Here is a 17,547-nt window from a genome sequence, read left to right as displayed (position 1 = left end):
GGCGTTAATACTTGAAATATAATGCCAGTATCGTATGTGTTGAAATGTATGAATCCATACGTTATAATACGTACTTTGCTTATATTTCTAACATTTGAGGTGAGACGCTCGTTAGAATTTTCTGAGCGTTTTTGCTCCGTGGAGGGGACACTATGAAAGCTGCAGACGTCCGCCACATTTTGGATACGATTGGAGATTTGTTTCCGGATGCACATTGCGAGCTAAATCACAGTAACGCTTTTGAATTAACAATAGCGGTGCTGCTGTCAGCCCAATGTACGGATGCAACGGTGAACAAAGTGACCGAGGACCTGTTCCAAAAGTACAAAGCCCCCATCGATTATATTTCTGTGCCGCTGGAGGAATTGGAGGGGGATATCCGGCGCATCGGCTTATATCGTAACAAAGCTAAGCATATCCAAAGCCTGTGCTCTATACTCATAGAACAGTATGGCGGAGAAGTGCCTGAGGCACATGACTTACTTGTAACGTTGCCAGGAGTAGGTCGTAAAACCGCTAACGTAGTAGTGTCCAACGCATTTGGAGTTCCTGCCATTGCTGTGGACACTCATGTGGAGCGGGTTGCTAAACGACTTGCATTGGCAGGCTGGAAAGATTCTGTGCTGGAAGTGGAGAAAAAGCTGATGAAGGCTGTGCCACGTGATGAATGGACGCTCACGCATCACCGGCTAATCTTTTTTGGACGATATCACTGTAAGGCTCAGAATCCAAAATGTCAGGTTTGTCCGCTCCTTGATGTATGTCGAGAGGGCAAAAAACGTATGAAAACGGCTGTCGTCAGGAAAGCTAAAGATCATACGCCAAAAAGTTAAAAGTTAGAGTTGAAGAAGAGGATGGGATAGAGATGAAATGCATTTCTGTATACACAGATAATTTTGAGGTATTCTCGGATATTTTTGACCGCGTAGTGGAAAGCCCGCTGGAAGAAAATGAAGAGCAAGAAGTAGAGGGCATTACGATCAGTCATTCCGGTGATGTGCCTGAGCACTATCTGGAGCGTATGTCTGTAAAACCAGAGGTTGTCGTAATGAGAGACAAATCTCGTGGATTGACTATTCTGCAGCACGGAAAAGTATTCGAAATTCTGTTGCCTGTTTTGGAAACTGCATAATTGAGAAGTGACCTGAAATGGAGTCAGCCCTTGGGGCTGGCTCCTTTTTTTATTGAATATCCTTATATTTCTACGAGAAACGACTGTTGGCTTTACAGGACGACAACGTCGCTTCTTTTTTTGGTATCATTTCGTAGGAGATGATAGGTTATTTTGTAAGTAGTGTGTATTTAATTTGTGTCAAACTGGTGATAAACTGTAATTATTATTTATAAAAATGTTCCGCGCTAAAGTTCAGAAATTGCACCTATATAAGTTTTGCATAAAAAAGAGCTTAAATCAGTATTCATGAATGGATTAAGATCAGTGCATGATTAGAAGGTAACTGTGGAGGTGGAATGTCTGTGGGAGCGGAACGGGTTAGAATTCAGAGAGAGACATTAAGTGAAACAGCATCGCTGCTTTCCCAACTGAAAGATTTAATGCGCCACTGGCGCGATGAGAGTGCTGAACGAATATATGAAGATTTACAAAATAAAGAGGGTGGGAATGAACTGACCCTTGCTTTTTGTGGGCATTTTTCGGCAGGGAAATCCAGCATGATTAATCTTTTATGCGGCAGCTCAGTGTTGCCCTCCGGACCTGTGCCGACTAGTGCCAATATTGTTTCAATCCGCAGCGGGGCTCCACGAGTGCTTATCTATCCAAGAGTTGAGGGAAGTGAAAATGAATCTGCCCCTGTAGAGACAACACCAGAAAGATTACAGGAATATTGTCGAAATGGCGGAGAATATTCCGCTATTGAAGTCTGGAATGAGATTCCTCTTCTAGGGAAGCATGGTGTTCTATTGGATACACCTGGCGTGGATTCGACGGATGATGGCCACCAGGCGGCCACTCGTTCCGCGCTGCATTTAGCTGATGTCGTCTTTTATGTTATGGATTATAACCATGTACAGTCAGAGAATAATTTGGCATTTGCCAAAAATCTTAGTGACTGGGGCAAACCGCTCTATCTTATTGTTAATCAGATAGACAAGCACAGAGAACAAGAAATTTCCATTGAAGAATATAAACGCCAGCTTGAAAATGCTTTTGAGCAGTGGGGGATTCATTGTGCGGGGATTCTGTTTACCTCACTCAAAATGAAAGAGCACCCATTGAATCATTGGGATAATCTGCTGAACCTTATAACAGAGCTGTTGGAGCACAGGGAACAATTGCTTCAATATAGCTTGTCACGTTCCATTCATCATACAGCAGATTCTTCGCTGACCGCGTTCCGTGAAGACCAGCAGGAGGAACGGGAAACTCTTTTAGCTGAGCTAGAGGGTGCAGAGGTTACAGTTGTGATGGAAGAGCTGAAATCGCTGGAGGAAGAGAAGGCACTGCTTGAGGAGCTGCCTCAGCAATCACGAGCGAGCCTGCGAAGTGATCTTGATGCCTTACTCAATAATGCTAACTTAATGCCTGCGGATATTAGAGAGGCGGCAGGGAGCTATGTGGAGAGTGTCAGCCCAGGCTTCCGCTTAGGTTTGTTCTCTACAGCCGGACGGCGGGAGAAGGAACAAGACAAACGACTGGATGCCTGGCAAGGATTACTGGTCCGAGAGGTTTCCGCACAGCTGGAATGGCATCTGATTCAGCTGGTACGTCAATGGGCGGAGAATCTCGGACTGTGGGCAGAGGAGGCAGAGACGACTCTGAAGCAAGGGTTCCCGGCGGTGAGCCAGGAATGGCTGGCGGCTGCAGTTAAGCCGGGAACGGGGTATAGCGGCGAGGCGCTGCTCAATTTCTGCCGCACACTTGCGGCAGATCTGAAGAGCCAATTCCGCCGCGCTGCGCTGTTAGTTGGCGATGAGCTGCTGGCGAAGCTGCCATCGCTTATCGAGGAGCAGCGCGCGGAACTCCAGCGCCGCGAACAGGCCCTTACGCGGCAGGCGAGTGCTGCCCGCGCGCTAGCCGCCCTGGACCGCGCGGCTGACGCCCGCGCGCACGAGCTAGCGGCGCTGCTGCCGCCGCGCCGGACCCTCACCCCCGGCATCCTGCCGGAGGTGAAGGTCACCCTGCGTGCGGCTGCGCAGAGCGCCGCACCGCGGGAGACCCAGCCGCGCGAACGCGCCGCGGCTGGAAGTGCCGCCGCCGCAAGCTGGGCGGCGGGAACGGCTTCGCCGGCGGGCGGACGCCGCCGGCTCTCGGCAGCCGCTGACGCGCTGGCGGCTGCGGCAGAGCTGCTGCGCCGCGAGCCAGCGATGGCATCGGCGGCGCGCAGTCTGGCCGCACGGGCGGAGGATCTCGCCGGCGGCCGCTTTACCCTTGCGCTGTTCGGTGCGTTCAGCGCAGGCAAATCTTCCTTCGCCAACGCTTTACTCGGCGAAGAAGTGCTGCCCGTGTCGCCACACCCTGCCACGGCCGCAGTTAACCGCATATTGGCGCCGGAAGGAGACTTCCGCCATGCCAGCGCGGTTGTAACGATGAAGAGCATGGCCGATTTCTGGGATGACATCTGCCATTCCTTTAGCGTGCTGCAGCTTGGAGAGCCGCAACAGGATACGTGGACAGCAGTACTTGCGAGCCTGCCAACACGGGGAATCCACCCCTCTGCGCTGCCGCATGCAGGATTTCTAAGAGCCGCAGCATCCGGTTGGGCTGAAGCGGAGCCGTTGCTAGGAACGGTGCGGACCGTTGATTTGGAAGAATATCGAAACCTAGTTGCGGAAGAGACCCGAGCTTGCTTTGTGCAGGGGATTGACCTCTATTATGCCTGTCCTTTGACGGAGAGCGGGATTGTGCTCGTAGATACACCAGGAGCAGATTCACTGCATGCACGCCACACTGGCGTAACCTTTAGTTACATGAAAAATGCGGATGCGATCTGTTTTGTGACCTATTATAACCACGCTTTTTCGAAGTCGGATCGCGGCCTCTTGGCCCAGCTGGGCCGCATTAAAGACAGCTTTGCTCTCGATAAAATGTTCTTTATTATTAATGCCTCCGATCTCGCTTCAAGCGAAGAAGAACTAGATGAGGTTAAAGCACATGTCGTTCAAAATCTGCGTGCCGGAGGTTTGCGGTCTCCGAGAATCTATGCTTTGTCCAGCTTGCTTGCTCTAGAAGCTAAAACTCAACATAATCACGATCTTTATGGAACCTCCCGCTTCAATGAATTTGAGCAAGCATTATCCAGCTTTGCTGGTGATGAGCTTCCTCAGCTTTCACTTAACGCAGCTGCTGAGAGTATCGCATCGGTTCGGCGCCGGGCTGAGGAATGGCAGAATCTGGCTTCCAAGGCGGCGGGCGAGCGTGAAGCCGGGTTAAAAGAACTGCAGGAACGGCGTCAGTTCGCCATGAAGCGGTTGTCTCTTTTGGAGACTGAGGAACGTCCTAGCAGAGATCTTATTCACGAAAGTGAAGAACTGATCTATCATGTGTGCCAGCGGATTAGCTTCTCCTTCAATAGAAATTTTCAGGAATCTTTTCATCCCTCCTTACTGCGTGAGGATGCAGGGAATTTAAAAGCCATTTTCTCTGCCTGTAGTGCCGAACTAATGCGTACTACTCAGCGCGAGCTTGAGCAAGAGCTATGGGCAACAACGCTGCGGCTAGAGAGCACGGGACGCAGGCTTGTTCATGAAGCTGCTGAAGCGGCAGCTACAGAGCTACTCTTTTCCACGGAGGAATTTCATCTTATGGAGAATGAGGAGCAGGCTTGGCCATCTCCTAAGGATCTGGAATGCCAGCTTCAGCCTGTGCAGTGGTCCGCTTTATGGGGCCATTTCAAATCCCCGCGTTATTTCTTTGAGGGAACTGGGCGGGAATTGGTCAAAGGTGCGGCAGAGCCGCTTTTGAAAGAAGCGGTTAATCTTGCAGCGGCAGTGCAGAAGGGAAAATTAATTGCTCATTACGTCGAGAATATCAGCAGAGAATTAAAATCTGCTGCCGAAAGCCTGCAAGAAGGGCTTGCGGAGCAAGAGAAAGCGATGTTAGATCTCCTTAAAGGGGGTGAGACTGCAGATCATTGGGGCCAAATAAGCCACCAATTATCACGTCTAGAACAAACTTTCGTTGATAAAGTCGACAAAGTTCTGTGAAGTTTGTAGGAAAATGTCGAAGAACACTTGCAATCTGGCGTATGATGGATGAAAATAAAGAAGCCTGAAAATATACAATGAAACTGTTACGTTTTCTGAAATTCATAAAAACGAGACAGTCAATTTGCCGAAAGAGGTTGGAATCGACAATGTGGGGAGCTCCTTTTTCAGCTCAAAGCCGCAAGCTGTTGCTGCTGGGCAGCGGGGAACTGGGTAAGGAAGTCATAATTGAAGCTCAACGCCTTGGCGTAGAGACCGTAGCTGTAGACCGTTATACCGATGCACCGGCGATGGGTGTAGCTCATCGTTCACATGTAATTGATATGCTGGATGCAGAGGCGCTGAAAGCGCTGATTCGCTCTGAGAAACCGGATGTCATTGTTCCGGAGATTGAGGCAATTGCCACTCATGCTCTTCAAGAGCTTGAAGAAGAAGGCTTTTTCGTTGTTCCGACGGCGCGGGCGGCTCGGCTGACCATGGACAGAGAAGGGATTCGTCGTCTTGCGGCTGAAGACCTTGGACTGCCAACCGCTGATTACCGTTTTGCGGATAGTCTGGAAGAGCTGCAACAAGCTATAGCCGAGCTAGGCACTCCTTGTGTCATTAAGCCGATTATGAGTTCTTCTGGCAAGGGTCAGAGCGTATGCAAAAGCCCTGAGGATGCAGAAAACTGCTGGAACACTGCTTTGGATGGAGCGAGAGCTAAAGGAACGCGAGTTATCGTGGAGGCTTTTGTTACTTTTGAGAGCGAGATTACTCTTTTGACGGTGCGTTCTGTATCTGGAACGGTATTTTGTCCACCTATTGGACATATTCAGAAGGATGGAGATTACGTGGAATCCTGGCAGCCTCACTTTATGAAGCCAGAGCTGCTTGAAGAAGCGCAATCTATTGCAAAAGCAGTAACGGATCAGCTCGGAGGTTTCGGTATTTTTGGAGTGGAACTTTTTTTGACAGATCGAGGCGTATTGTTCAGTGAAGTGTCACCTAGACCCCATGATACGGGGATGGTCACGATGGCGACGCAGGATTTATCTCAATTTGCAGTGCATGTCAGAGCTATTCTTGGTTTTCCTGTCCAGTCAATACAATTGCTGACACCTGGTGCCTCAGCTACGCTGAAGGCTGATGGAGAAGGACGAGCCTTTGCTGTGACCGGAATTGGAGGAGCTTTGGAACTGCCCAGGACTCAGGTTCGCGTATTTGGTAAACCGGAAGTTCGTCCTGGTCGGCGGATGGCAGTAGCGTTAAGTGCGGCGGAAGATGTGGAAATCGCGCGGACGATAGCCAAGCAGGCGGCGTCTATGCTAAAAGTGGAGGTATATGAGGATGAACAGTAGTACCATGGCACCTGTACTGGAAATTCGCAAATGCGGCTTGAATGATCTGGAGAGAGTTACAGCGCTTCTGCGGGAATTCGGCTATCCAACAACGCTAAGCGTGATGAAAGAGAGACTGGAAAGCATGGAGAACAGCAATCTCCAATGCACACTTGTAGCAGAGCTGAATAATGAAGTTGTGGGTATGATCGGCCTTAGACAGGTAAGCTCGTATTACAAACAGACAGATTGTATCACAGAGATTACTGCACTTATCGTATCAGAAGAACTCAGAGGAAACGGACTCGGTAAAAGACTTGTGGCCGCAGCAGAAGAATGGGCACGTGAGCAAGGTTGCTGTCAGCTTTTCCTCAGAAGTGGCAACCGCGTAGAACGCGCACCGGCACATGCTTTTTATCGTCATATCGGTTTCGAAAAGACAGCAGGCTATCGCTTTAACAAAGCGTTGCTATAATACTTATAGGTTACCGATCATCCCCATCCCAGCTACGGCGGGATGGTTTTTTTTTGCTCTGGAACTCTTTTTTTATATGTATTTAATATATTAATACCTAAAACTATTTAAATAACTTAACCATAGATGGATTGGTTTGAATCATATACAATAAAATTTATGACATCTAAAACGTTTCCAAAGAGGGATGAGACATGTATAAGCTAGTTCTTGCTGAAGATGAAGAAGACGTTAGGGAAGGCGTTATCGGGCAGATTGACTGGGAGCGTTACGGATTTGAGATTGTTGAGCAGGCGGAGAATGGACGGGAAGCTGCGGATGCCATAGACCGTTTGCTGCCGGATGTGGTAGTTACCGATATCCAAATGCCTTTTATGAATGGACTTCAGCTGGCTGAATGGATTCGTAGTCATCATCCTAACACTAAGATTATCATTTTGACTGGGTATGATGAATTTGAATATGCTCAGAAGGCGATAAAATTGCAAATTGACGAGTATATTTTGAAACCGTTCTCTTCGCAGGAATTAATTGATGTACTGCTTAAGGTTAGGGTCACTATTGAGGCTGAAATTGCAGAAAAGGAAAATGTATTTGTACTCAGTGAGCATTACCGGAAAAGTCTGCCTGTGTTAAGGGAGCAATTTTTATCGTCCCTTATTTCGCGTAGACTGCGTACGGATGAAATTGCTGAGAAGAGCTCTGAATATGGCATAAAATTAACGGGACGGTGGTTTCAGGCTTCGGTAATTAGTGTGGATTATATTCGTCCTGAGCGGGAATCGGCTGGGGGTGCAACAGGCAGGCAAATTTCTTTACGAGACACTGGTGAAAAGAATTTACAGCTATTCGCTGTGCTGAATATTGCTGAAGAAATATGCTCGAAGCATGGTTTTGGAAGGGTGTTTATTCATCGTGATGAGGTCGTATTGCTCACAATCCATGAAGAAGGGGAAGAAACTGATATCACTGGAAAGACTTTTGAGCTTCTTGAAGAAATCCGCCAGAACGTACAGCGTTTTCTGAAGCTGACGGTAACGGCAGGCTCCGGAACGGTCTGTTCATCGCCTGCTTTGTTATTTAATTCATTTGGGGATGCCATGCAGGCATTAGATTATCGGCTTATTCTCGGCAATAACCGGGTGATCTGGATTGAGGACGTTGAGTCACGTTCCAGCACACTGCTAACCTATGATGAACTAACCCAGCAATCCTTAATTCGGACGATTAAACTAGGTACGGTGCAAGAACTTAAAGAGGTTGTTGAGGAGTTATTTGCTGGTCTTGACGCAGAGCAGGTGTCTACACAGGATTATCAGATTTTTTTGCTGGAGATTTTTACATCTATCCTGCGAGTGGCTAAAGAATCCGGCAGTGAGGCTGCAAAGTATATTGGTTCTGGCATTTCGTCGCTAACTGCCATTAATAAATTTAATAGTATGGCCGAAGCCAAGCAATGGATTATTGCAGTCTGTAGCGGTTTAATGGATACGATTGCATTAGAACGTCAATCTTCCTATAAGCTGCTTATTGATGAAGCTAAAGAATATATACGCAGCCACTATGTTGAATCTGATATTTCCATCGGCAAGGTTTGTCAGCATTTACATATAAGTACCGGCTATTTTAGCAGTATTTTTAAGAAGGAAATGAAAATGACATTCGTTAGTTATCTTTTGCAAATTAGGTTAGAGGCAGCCAAGGAACTTTTGCGGTCCACAGAGCTAAAGGCTTTTGAAATCGCAGAAAAAATAGGTTTTGCCGATCCTAACTATTTCAGCTTTTGTTTCCGCAAAAAATATGGCCAATCTCCTAAAGAGTATAAAAACAGCTCCAGAGGAGGGTAAAGATGCTGAAGGATAAACCATATTCCTTTCCTCTAAGACCGCAGCATCCCAAAGGCGGAAAACGTCGGTTGTCCTCCAAGCTCCGAAGCATTCAAGTTACGATTACACTCACTTTTACATCTGTTGCCGTGCTGGTAGCTGTCGTTGTCAGTCTTATGCTGTACAACAAGTTTGCCAAGACCGCAGAAGAGAATGCCAATATGAATATGCAGCAGATCATTGAGCAAGTGAATTACAATCTGGGTCTTTATGTTAAGGGAATGCGCAATATTTTTGAGACAGCGGAGGAGCAGATTACGAATAGCCCTTCCGTGGATTCCGCTTTATTGACGGAAAGAATGGCTATGCTAATGGGGAGCAGAGAGGATCTGGTCTCGGCGGCTGTTTTTACACCACAGGGGAAATATGTCGTGGGTACACCCGGTCAGAAGCTGCGCAGCAACACACAGCTGGAGACTCAGAGCTGGTTTACGACGGCGCAAAGAACATCAGAGCTCTCCTATTCCGCACCTCATATTCAGAATTTATTCAAAGGTCAATATATCTGGGTCGTGTCTATCAGCAAATTAATTCAATATAAGGAGAACGGAGTCTTAAAAACCGGCATCCTGCTGATGGATTTTAACTTTCGAACCATTGATGAGCTGAGCAAGCAGGTTAAGCTTGGCAAAAGAGGATACGCTTACATCCTCGATCAGCTAGGAAATATTGTGTACCATCCCCAGCAGCAGCTGATTTACGCTGGCTTAAAATATGAGAATGTGGAGCCAGTACTGGAATATGCTTTTCGTAGCTATTTGGATGAGTCTACGGGTGAAAAACGTTTTATCACCGTAAGGACACTGGAACAGACAGGCTGGAAGATCGTGGGCGTGGCTTATTACGATGAGATTGTAACCACCAAACGTGATCTAAACACTTTTTTATCCTGGTTTTTAGCGGTAGTCATTTTATGCGTAATTATTGTATCCGTCTTTTTGTCTGCACGTATTGCCCGCCCTATCCGCAAGCTGGAACGGACGCTTCAGCAGGTGGGCGAAGGGGACCTCAACACCCGAATAGATGTCAGCGGCGCGTATGAGGTGGAACAGCTGTCCAAACGGTTTAACCTTATGCTGCAACGTATCCGCCAACTGATGGATCAGATTATTTATGAACAGGAAACCAAACGTAAAGGTGAGCTTGAAGTGCTGCAATCCCAGATCAATCCGCACTTTCTGTACAATACCCTGAATTCTGTGATCCGGCTCGCTGAACGCGGCAAGACTGAGGAGGTAGTCACGATGATTCAGTCCTTATCGAAGTTTTTCCGGATTAGCCTTAGTAAAGGGAATAATATGATTACCGTGCAGGAAGAGCTTGATCATGTTCGTCATTACCTTGTGATTCAGAGCTTTCGGTTCAAAAATAAGTTCCGCTACGAGATCGAGGCTCAGGATGAAGTGCTGCAGTGTCAGACTATTAAGCTAATTTTACAACCTATTGTGGAGAATGCCCTGTATCACGGGATTGAAATGATGCCTGATGAAGGTTTTATTTCGATCCAAGCGGAGCTGAAGGATGATCTTGTCATCATCCGCATTCGTGATAATGGACTGGGTATGTCCGAGGAGACTATGAAGGTTCTTTTAACTGGCGGCAGTAAGAGTATGCATGGCTCCGGGGTAGGCGTTAGAAATGTAAACGAGCGTATTGAGTTGTATTATGGGCGTGATTATGGTCTTTCTTTTGAAAGTGAAATTGAAGAAGGCACTACGGTTACTCTTATCTTCCCGGCACTCGCAGCAGGCGAGGGCAAGCCTGGACATGAGGAGGATGAGACATCGGTATGAGAATCGTTCGTTTTTGGCTAACCCTGCTGGTATGTGTGGTGTTATGGACCACGATCACGTCTTGTTTTAATTCGGCACCTAATTATATCAACACGAACAAAACCCGCAATATTCATCTTATTGTGAAAATGAACAAAGGCGACTATTGGAATACAGTTAGATTGGGTGCAGAAGCCGCGGCACAGGAATTTAATGTGAAACTAACGTTCAAAGCTCCGAATGCTGAGAGTGATATTGCGGAACAGGTCAGAATGGTTGAAGACTCCATTAAAGAGAAGGCGGACGTAATTATTTTAGCTGCCAGCAGCTACATGGGACTTGCACAAGTAGTCGATCGGGCGGCATATTCCAAGATTCCCGTATTGTCTGTGGATGCAGAAGTCGGTTCGGCCAGAGTAAGAGCCTATGTGGGTTCAAACGGCTATGAAGCAGGACAAAAGTCTGCAGAAAGACTCATTCAGCTGCTAAATGGATACGGGGAGGTCGGCATCATTAACTTCACAAATTCATCTTTGGGGGCGGAGCAGGAGTCTTCAAACGGCATTGAATATGGTGCAAGAGATGCAGAGGAACGGGAAAAGGGATTTTTAAATTACGCTGCCCGATATCCGAACATACAGGTAGTAGAGATTTCGTATACCACTTCGAGTATTAGTGATGCTGAAGAGCTGACACGGTTAATGCTGCTGAAACATCCAAATCTTCGCGGGATCGCCAGCTTGAATGAGACAGCTTCACAAGGGGCGGCAAAAGCTATCCAGAGCCGAGGGCTGCATAATATTAAAATGGTTGCGTTCGACAGCTCCCCGTCAATGATGGAGTTGCTGCAGGAGGGTACGGTTCAAGCGACCGTAATCCAAAATCCTTTTAGTAACGGGTATTTAGCCGTAAAACATGCCGTTGAGGTAATCGAAGGAATGGATGTTCCTGATCGTGTCGATACGGGCACTAAACTCATTGATTTGGACAATATGCTGTGGCCCGAGAATCAGAAATTGTTATTTCCCTTCGTCAGATAGTGGACGGTTTATTTTTGAAAAGACGAATGCCATCCTTAAAATGGGAGGTATTCGTTTTTTGGGTTCAGTAGAATTTTTATAAAAGTGAGTAGGATTTTATATTCGAAACCGTTTTCACCTAAGGCATAATATGGATGTGCCCGAGAGAATTCGGGGTTAAACCAAAAAAAAGAAGTATAAACAGGAGGTCAATGAATAATGAAAAAAATCACTTCCGTTCTTTTAGCAAGCGCAATACTGGGTGCCGTTCTGGCAGGCTGTGGCAATAGCAACAATAATGCAGACAGTGGTAAAGCTACCAATGCTCCAAAAACTGAAAATGCGGGTTCTTCCACTGAATCGCCAAAAGTAGGGGTAGCCATTTACAAATTTGACGATACCTTCATGACAGGTGTTCGGAACGCAATCGACACTGCTGCCAAAGGCATTGCTACTGTAGATATCGTAGATAGCCAAAATTCTCAACCCACACAAAATGACAAAGTTGACTTGTTCATCACCAAAAAATATAAAGGCATGCTGATCAATCCGGTAGATCGTACTGCGGCTGGCGTTATTATCGAAAAAGCAAAAGCGGCAAATATTCCGGTGGTCTTCCTGAACCGCGAGCCGCTGCCAGAAGATATGAAGAAATGGGATAAGGTTTATTATGTAGGCGCTAAAGCGGAAGAATCCGGAACTATGTCCGGTCAACTGATCGTGGACTACTGGAAGGCACATCCTGAAGCGGATAAAAACGGCGACGGTGTCCTCCAATACGTAATGCTAAAAGGCGAACCGGGGCACCAAGACGCTGAACTTCGTACTACGTACTCCATCCAAGCAATTGAAGATGCCGGCATCAAGGTAGAAAAGCTGGCTGAAGATACTGCGATGTGGGACCGCGTAAAAGGGCAAGAAAAAATGGCAGCCTTCCTTGGCTCCCATGGTGACAAAATTGAAGCTGTGCTTGCGAACAATGACGATATGGCTCTCGGTGCAATCGAAGCTCTGAAAGCTTCAGGTTACTTCACGGGTGATAAATTTATGCCGGTAGTAGGTGTAGATGCTACTGCTCCTGCGATTCAAGCACTACAAGATGGAACGATGCTTGGTACCGTGCTGAATGATGCGAACAACCAAGGTAAAGCTGCAATCACAGTTGCTGCTCTGCTTGCTAAAGGAGAGACACCTACAAAAGATAACGTAGGCTTTGATATCACAGACAACCAATACGTGTGGATTTCCTATAAAAAGATCACCAAAGATAATATCGATGACGCCAAATAATAACGCTCTAATCTAGATGGAATTCATGATCATATAGCAGCAACGGGGAGCGGATATTCGCTCCTCGGATTTCTTTCAGGCAGGGAACAGGATGAAACCGCTGTGCCTCTCATGAAAAAAGAAAAAAGCGTAGGGGGCGTAACAACATGGAAAAAGCTGAGTTTTTGCTAGAAATGAATGACATTACTAAAGAATTCCCCGGCGTCAAAGCGCTGGATGCAGTTAGTTTAAAGGTCAGACCAGGTTCGGTGCATGCCCTTATGGGCGAGAATGGTGCGGGTAAGTCCACTTTAATGAAATGTCTCTTTGGTATTTATTCACCGGATGCCGGTGAGATTTTTTTGGAGGGTGAGAAGACCTCTATCGGAAGCTCAAATGACGCTTTGAAAAATGGGATATCCATGATTCACCAGGAGCTGCATCCCGTGCCGTTCCGAAGTGTGATGGAGAATATCTGGTTAGGACGTTTCCCAACCAAAGGGATTGGACCTTTTCAGTTTATTGATCATAAGAAAATGTACACTGACACGGAGAATTTGTTTAAAGATCTGGATATCGATCTGAATCCCGAGACATTAGTGGGTAAGCTGTCTGTATCCAAAATCCAATCCATTGAAATTGCGAAGGCTGTCTCTTTTCACTCCCGCGTTATTGTAATGGATGAACCTACTTCCTCCCTGACCAGTGTGGAGGTGGAGCATTTATTTCGGATCATACGGGATCTTAGGAGTAGAGGCGTAGCTATTATTTATATATCCCACAAAATGGAAGAGATTCTCGAGATTTCTGACGAAGTTACCATTATGCGGGACGGTAAAAAAATCGGAACCTGGCCAGCGGCGGAATTGACTACAGACCTTATCATTTCCAAAATGGTCGGCCGCGACTTGACCAATCGATTCCCAGAACGCTTTAACGTGCCTGGCGAAGTATATATGAAGGTGGAAGGGTTAACCTCCCCTGAAGAAAGATCGTTTAAAGATGTTTCTTTTGAATTAAGACGAGGTGAGGTTTTAGGGATTGGTGGTCTGGTAGGCGCTCAGAGAACAGAGGTTATTGAAGCATTATTTGGCCTGAGGGCTATTAAATCGGGGACGATTTCTATCGATGGTAAGCGCATTCATATTCAATCTCCCAAGGATGCTAAGAAACACGGAATGGCTTTGCTTACGGAGGAACGGCGTGTCACCGGTATTTTTCCAGTCTTGTCTGTTCATGAGAATGGCGCAATCGCTAACCTGCATCGATACCAGAAACTACTACTTCTACTAGATGGAAAAAAGAAAAAAGAAGAAGTCGATAAAATGATTGAAAAATTACGGACCAAAACTCCAACAACCAAAACGCTGATCATGAATCTTTCTGGTGGTAATCAGCAAAAGGTGCTGCTCGCCAGATGGCTTCTAACCGAGCCCGAAATCCTGCTTCTGGACGAGCCGACTCGCGGTATCGACGTAGGGGCTAAATTCGAGATTTATTCGATTATTGCCGACTTGGCGCAGCAAGGGAAAAGCATCATTATGATCTCCTCAGAAATGCCGGAGCTGCTCGGAATGTCTGACCGTGTAATGGTCATGTCGGAAGGTAGGCTTACCGGAATACTAGAAGGCGAGCAAGCTACGGAAACCGAAGTTATGCGGCTCGCTGCACAGCATTAGGATAGGATTTCAATGATAGTTTTGCTGGGCGAAACTAGATTGGTTTACGAAGAGAATTACTCTTCGCGTAACTTTAAGGAGGAACACTACTAATGAACGCTAAAAGAGCCCAATCTTTTATTACTCAAAATGCCATTTATATTGTCTTGGTAATTCTGATTATGGGTATTGCCTTATATGAGCCGGCCTTTATCTCTGTAAATACTTTACGGGACATTCTAATTCAGTCGTCAACACGGATTATCATCGCGCTTGGTGTTGCCTTCATCCTTATCACAGCTGGGACGGACTTGTCTGCTGGACGTGTGGTTGGTTTTACGGCGGTAATCTCTGCTTCGATGCTGCAAATTCCGGATTATTCCCGGCGGTTTTTTCCTGATCTGCCGCAGGTGCAAGTGTGGCTTCCGATCCTTATAGCTATCATCGCTGGTCTTCTCTGCGGACTCGTCAATGGTATTGTCGTCTCCAAGCTGAACGTCCCGCCGTTTATCGCAACACTGGGTACGATGGTTATCGTCTACGGCTTGAATTCCTTGTACTTTGACATGGATCCGAACCAATCGCAGCCGATTGGCGGTCTGCGTCCAGATTTCACTACAATCGGTTCCGGGTTTATTGGCAAGGGGCAATATTCAATCCCGTATATTGTGCTGATAGCCTTGGGTGTCGCCGCCATCGTATGGGTGGTATTCAATAAAACCAAGCTGGGTAAGAACATGTACGCTATCGGCGGTAACATACAGGCAGCTAAAGTATCTGGCATCGATGTTTCCAAGAACTTGATCTATATCTATGCCATTGCTGGAGCCCTTTATGGTCTGGCGGGTGTGCTAGAGGCTGCAAGAACAGGTGGCGCAACCAATAACTACGGGAACATGTATGAGCTTGATGCGATTGCTGCTTGTGTAGTGGGCGGGGTGTCTACAACCGGTGGTATCGGAACGGTGCCAGGTGTCCTGGTCGGTGTTATTATCTTTACCTTAATCAACTACGGCCTGACCTTCATTGGCATCAGCCCTTACTATCAGTTGATTATCAAAGGTCTGATCATCATCGCCGCCGTCGCGTTTGATATGCGGAAGTATTCTTCGAAGAAATAGTTGCGTGTTGGATGTATGGTGATCATAGCGTTTGCTATTTATGGCAAACGCTTTTTGGTTTGTCCATTTCGCTTGCTGAGATTAAGCAATTCATAAGAAGCAATTCATAAGATGCAATTCATATGAACCAATTTAAAGTACCAATTCATAAGATGCAATTTAAAAGTACCGATTCATAAAAAGCAATTTAAAAGTACAATTTCACAAGTACCAATTCACAAGTACTTAACGTCGCCCCCTTCCTCCTCGCATAGAAAAACTACGCACGAGCACGAAAACTACCCACCATAACTATGTATGAAAAACTACCCACAAAAACTGGTTTAATTAGTTGGGGATAAACCAATTCCGCTCCCACTAGTACCATTGGCACCACCATCAACTACGCCAATAATATCAATTACACCAATAATATCAATTACACCAATAATATTAATTACACCAATAATGCCACTAGCAGCACTGCTAACTACAGCGCTGCTAACTAAAGTACTACTAACTACGGTACTGCCAACCACAGCACTGTCAACCACAGGACTGTCAACCAAAACACCACTAACTAAAGTACTACCAACTACACACAACACCAAAAATACCCACTAAGATGACACCACGACCAAATAGCGTCAACACCACCAACACACAGATTAACAATGGCTACTACCAACATGAAACAAACACACCACAAAAACTACCCGCGAAAATGTAACCACAACTAAACAGCGCCAGCAACACTAAAATCAACATCAACATCAACATCAACATCAACATCAACATTATTTACCACCACAAACTTCAATCAACATTGCCACCCTTGCTCCATCAAATCTAATATTCCACCAATAGGATTTACTCGACCCAATAGTTGCACCTTCACCGCCACGGAACATCTACAGCATCATTACCATCACCAATTAATGTCATCAACACAAATACGGCTATCACACTCCACTCAATATTATCAGCATGAACACAGCAATCACGCCCACAAATCAATATCAGCAGCAATAACACGACCATCGCCATCAGGAGCACCACGAAAACACATCATATTCATCATAGCTCCCCAACAATATCAACAAACTAATATTAGTAACAGAACAGAAGCACCATGAGGCTAAAGAACGGTATAAATCCCGTAGGATTGGCTGAAATGAGCTATGTGGGACGAAAGAACGGTATAAATCCCGTACAATTAGCCGCCCTGAGCTATGTGAGGAAAAAGAACGGTATAAATCCCGTAGGATTGGCTGAACCGAGCTATGTGGGACGAAAGAACGGTATAAATCCCGCAGAATTGACTGAAACGAGCTATGTGAGGCGAATGAACGGTATAAATCCCGTAGAATTGGCTGAAACGAGCTACGTGAGGCGAAAGAACGGTATAAATCCCGCAGAATTGGCTGAAACGAGCTATGTATGGCGAATGAACGGTAAAAATCCCGCAGATCTATCCGACCTGAGCTATGTGAGGAGAAAGAACGGTATAAATCCCGTAGAATTGGCTGAAACGAGCTACGTGTGGCGAATGAACGGTAAAAATCCCGTAGAATTGGCTGAAACGAGCTATGTGAGGCGAATGAACGGTAAAAATCCCGCAGAATGGGCTGAAACGAGCTACGTGTGGCGAATGAACGGTAAAAATCCCGCAGAATTGACTAAAACGAGCGACGTGGGGTGAAAGAACGGTAAAAATCCCGCAGAATTGGCTGAAACGAGCTACGTGAGGCGAATGAAAGGTACAAATCCCGCAGAATTAGCTGAAATGATATACAGAGGAGGAAAGAGAGGCAAAAATGCCCTAGAATACGCCTACCCCCTCTGCGGATTCCCCACCAAAGCTCCTCTCCCCCCAACCCCAAAGA

General features: G+C 46.4%; 14 protein-coding genes. 12 read left to right on the top strand and 2 right to left on the bottom strand.

Annotated elements, in window-relative coordinates:
• Positions 1-152: 152 nt before the first annotated feature.
• The 11 genes from nth (at position 153) to mglC (ending at position 15,682) form a co-directional block, all read left to right on the top strand.
• On the top strand, positions 153-833 hold the full coding sequence (gene nth, locus MHH86_RS20505; protein ID WP_036676333.1) for an endonuclease III: 681 nt from the start codon (positions 153-155) through the stop codon (positions 831-833).
• Between the two features lie 32 nt (positions 834-865).
• Complete coding sequence (locus MHH86_RS20500) at positions 866-1,132, top strand: hypothetical protein (protein ID WP_036676334.1); 267 nt, start codon at positions 866-868, stop codon at positions 1,130-1,132.
• Positions 1,133-1,470: 338 nt separating this feature from the next.
• A complete protein-coding gene (locus tag MHH86_RS20495) occupies positions 1,471-5,163 on the top strand; it encodes a dynamin family protein (protein ID WP_342479408.1) in 3,693 nt (1,230 codons plus the stop codon).
• A gap of 149 nt (positions 5,164-5,312) precedes the next feature.
• A complete protein-coding gene (purT, locus tag MHH86_RS20490; protein ID WP_038572395.1) occupies positions 5,313-6,503 on the top strand; it encodes a formate-dependent phosphoribosylglycinamide formyltransferase in 1,191 nt (396 codons plus the stop codon).
• Positions 6,493-6,957: a GNAT family N-acetyltransferase gene (locus MHH86_RS20485; protein WP_232061416.1), complete on the top strand. Its 465-nt coding sequence runs from the start codon at positions 6,493-6,495 to the stop codon at positions 6,955-6,957. Before purT ends, MHH86_RS20485 begins: the two co-directional genes overlap by 11 nt.
• A gap of 194 nt (positions 6,958-7,151) precedes the next feature.
• The gene (locus tag MHH86_RS20480) at positions 7,152-8,804 is read left to right on the top strand and encodes a response regulator (protein ID WP_076101442.1); all 1,653 of its coding nucleotides are present in this window, start codon (positions 7,152-7,154) and stop codon (positions 8,802-8,804) included.
• A 2-nt stretch (positions 8,805-8,806) separates the two neighbouring features.
• Positions 8,807-10,636: a sensor histidine kinase gene (locus MHH86_RS20475; protein ID WP_081382622.1), complete on the top strand. Its 1,830-nt coding sequence runs from the start codon at positions 8,807-8,809 to the stop codon at positions 10,634-10,636.
• The gene (locus MHH86_RS20470; RefSeq protein WP_076101440.1) at positions 10,633-11,655 is read left to right on the top strand and encodes a substrate-binding domain-containing protein; all 1,023 of its coding nucleotides are present in this window, start codon (positions 10,633-10,635) and stop codon (positions 11,653-11,655) included. The genes MHH86_RS20475 and MHH86_RS20470 overlap by 4 nt, the downstream gene beginning before the upstream one ends.
• Positions 11,656-11,853: 198 nt before the next feature.
• Positions 11,854-12,924: a galactose ABC transporter substrate-binding protein gene (locus tag MHH86_RS20465; RefSeq protein WP_143758707.1), complete on the top strand. Its 1,071-nt coding sequence runs from the start codon at positions 11,854-11,856 to the stop codon at positions 12,922-12,924.
• A gap of 146 nt (positions 12,925-13,070) precedes the next feature.
• Positions 13,071-14,582 (top strand): sugar ABC transporter ATP-binding protein, encoded by a 1,512-nt coding sequence (locus MHH86_RS20460; protein WP_076101437.1) that lies wholly within the window; start codon positions 13,071-13,073, stop codon positions 14,580-14,582.
• A gap of 92 nt (positions 14,583-14,674) precedes the next feature.
• Positions 14,675-15,682 carry a galactose/methyl galactoside ABC transporter permease MglC gene (gene mglC / locus MHH86_RS20455; protein WP_036685697.1) on the top strand — a complete coding sequence of 336 codons (1,008 nt, stop codon included), beginning with the start codon at positions 14,675-14,677 and terminating at the stop codon, positions 15,680-15,682.
• Between the two features lie 323 nt (positions 15,683-16,005).
• On the opposite strand, the gene MHH86_RS20450 is transcribed toward mglC, so the two are convergent.
• Positions 16,006-16,230 carry a hypothetical protein gene (locus tag MHH86_RS20450; RefSeq protein WP_143758706.1) on the bottom strand — a complete coding sequence of 75 codons (225 nt, stop codon included), beginning with the start codon at positions 16,228-16,230 and terminating at the stop codon, positions 16,006-16,008.
• 325 nt (positions 16,231-16,555) lie between these two features.
• Entirely contained in the window at positions 16,556-16,708 is a 153-nt protein-coding gene (locus MHH86_RS20445) for a hypothetical protein (RefSeq protein WP_155288159.1), read from the bottom strand.
• Positions 16,709-16,835: 127 nt separating this feature from the next.
• Here MHH86_RS20445 and MHH86_RS20440 point away from each other — a divergent pair, with 127 nt between their 5' ends.
• Positions 16,836-17,363 carry a hypothetical protein gene (locus MHH86_RS20440; RefSeq protein ID WP_076101434.1) on the top strand — a complete coding sequence of 176 codons (528 nt, stop codon included), beginning with the start codon at positions 16,836-16,838 and terminating at the stop codon, positions 17,361-17,363.
• The last annotated feature ends 184 nt before the right edge of the window (positions 17,364-17,547 follow it).

It is taken from the genome of Paenibacillus sp. FSL F4-0097 (assembly GCF_038593125.1).
Taxonomy (GTDB): Bacteria; Bacillota; Bacilli; order Paenibacillales; family Paenibacillaceae; genus Paenibacillus_AQ; species Paenibacillus_AQ odorifer.
The sequence above is the reverse complement of the archived record's forward strand: the minus strand, read 5'-3'. Positions and strand labels throughout refer to the sequence as shown.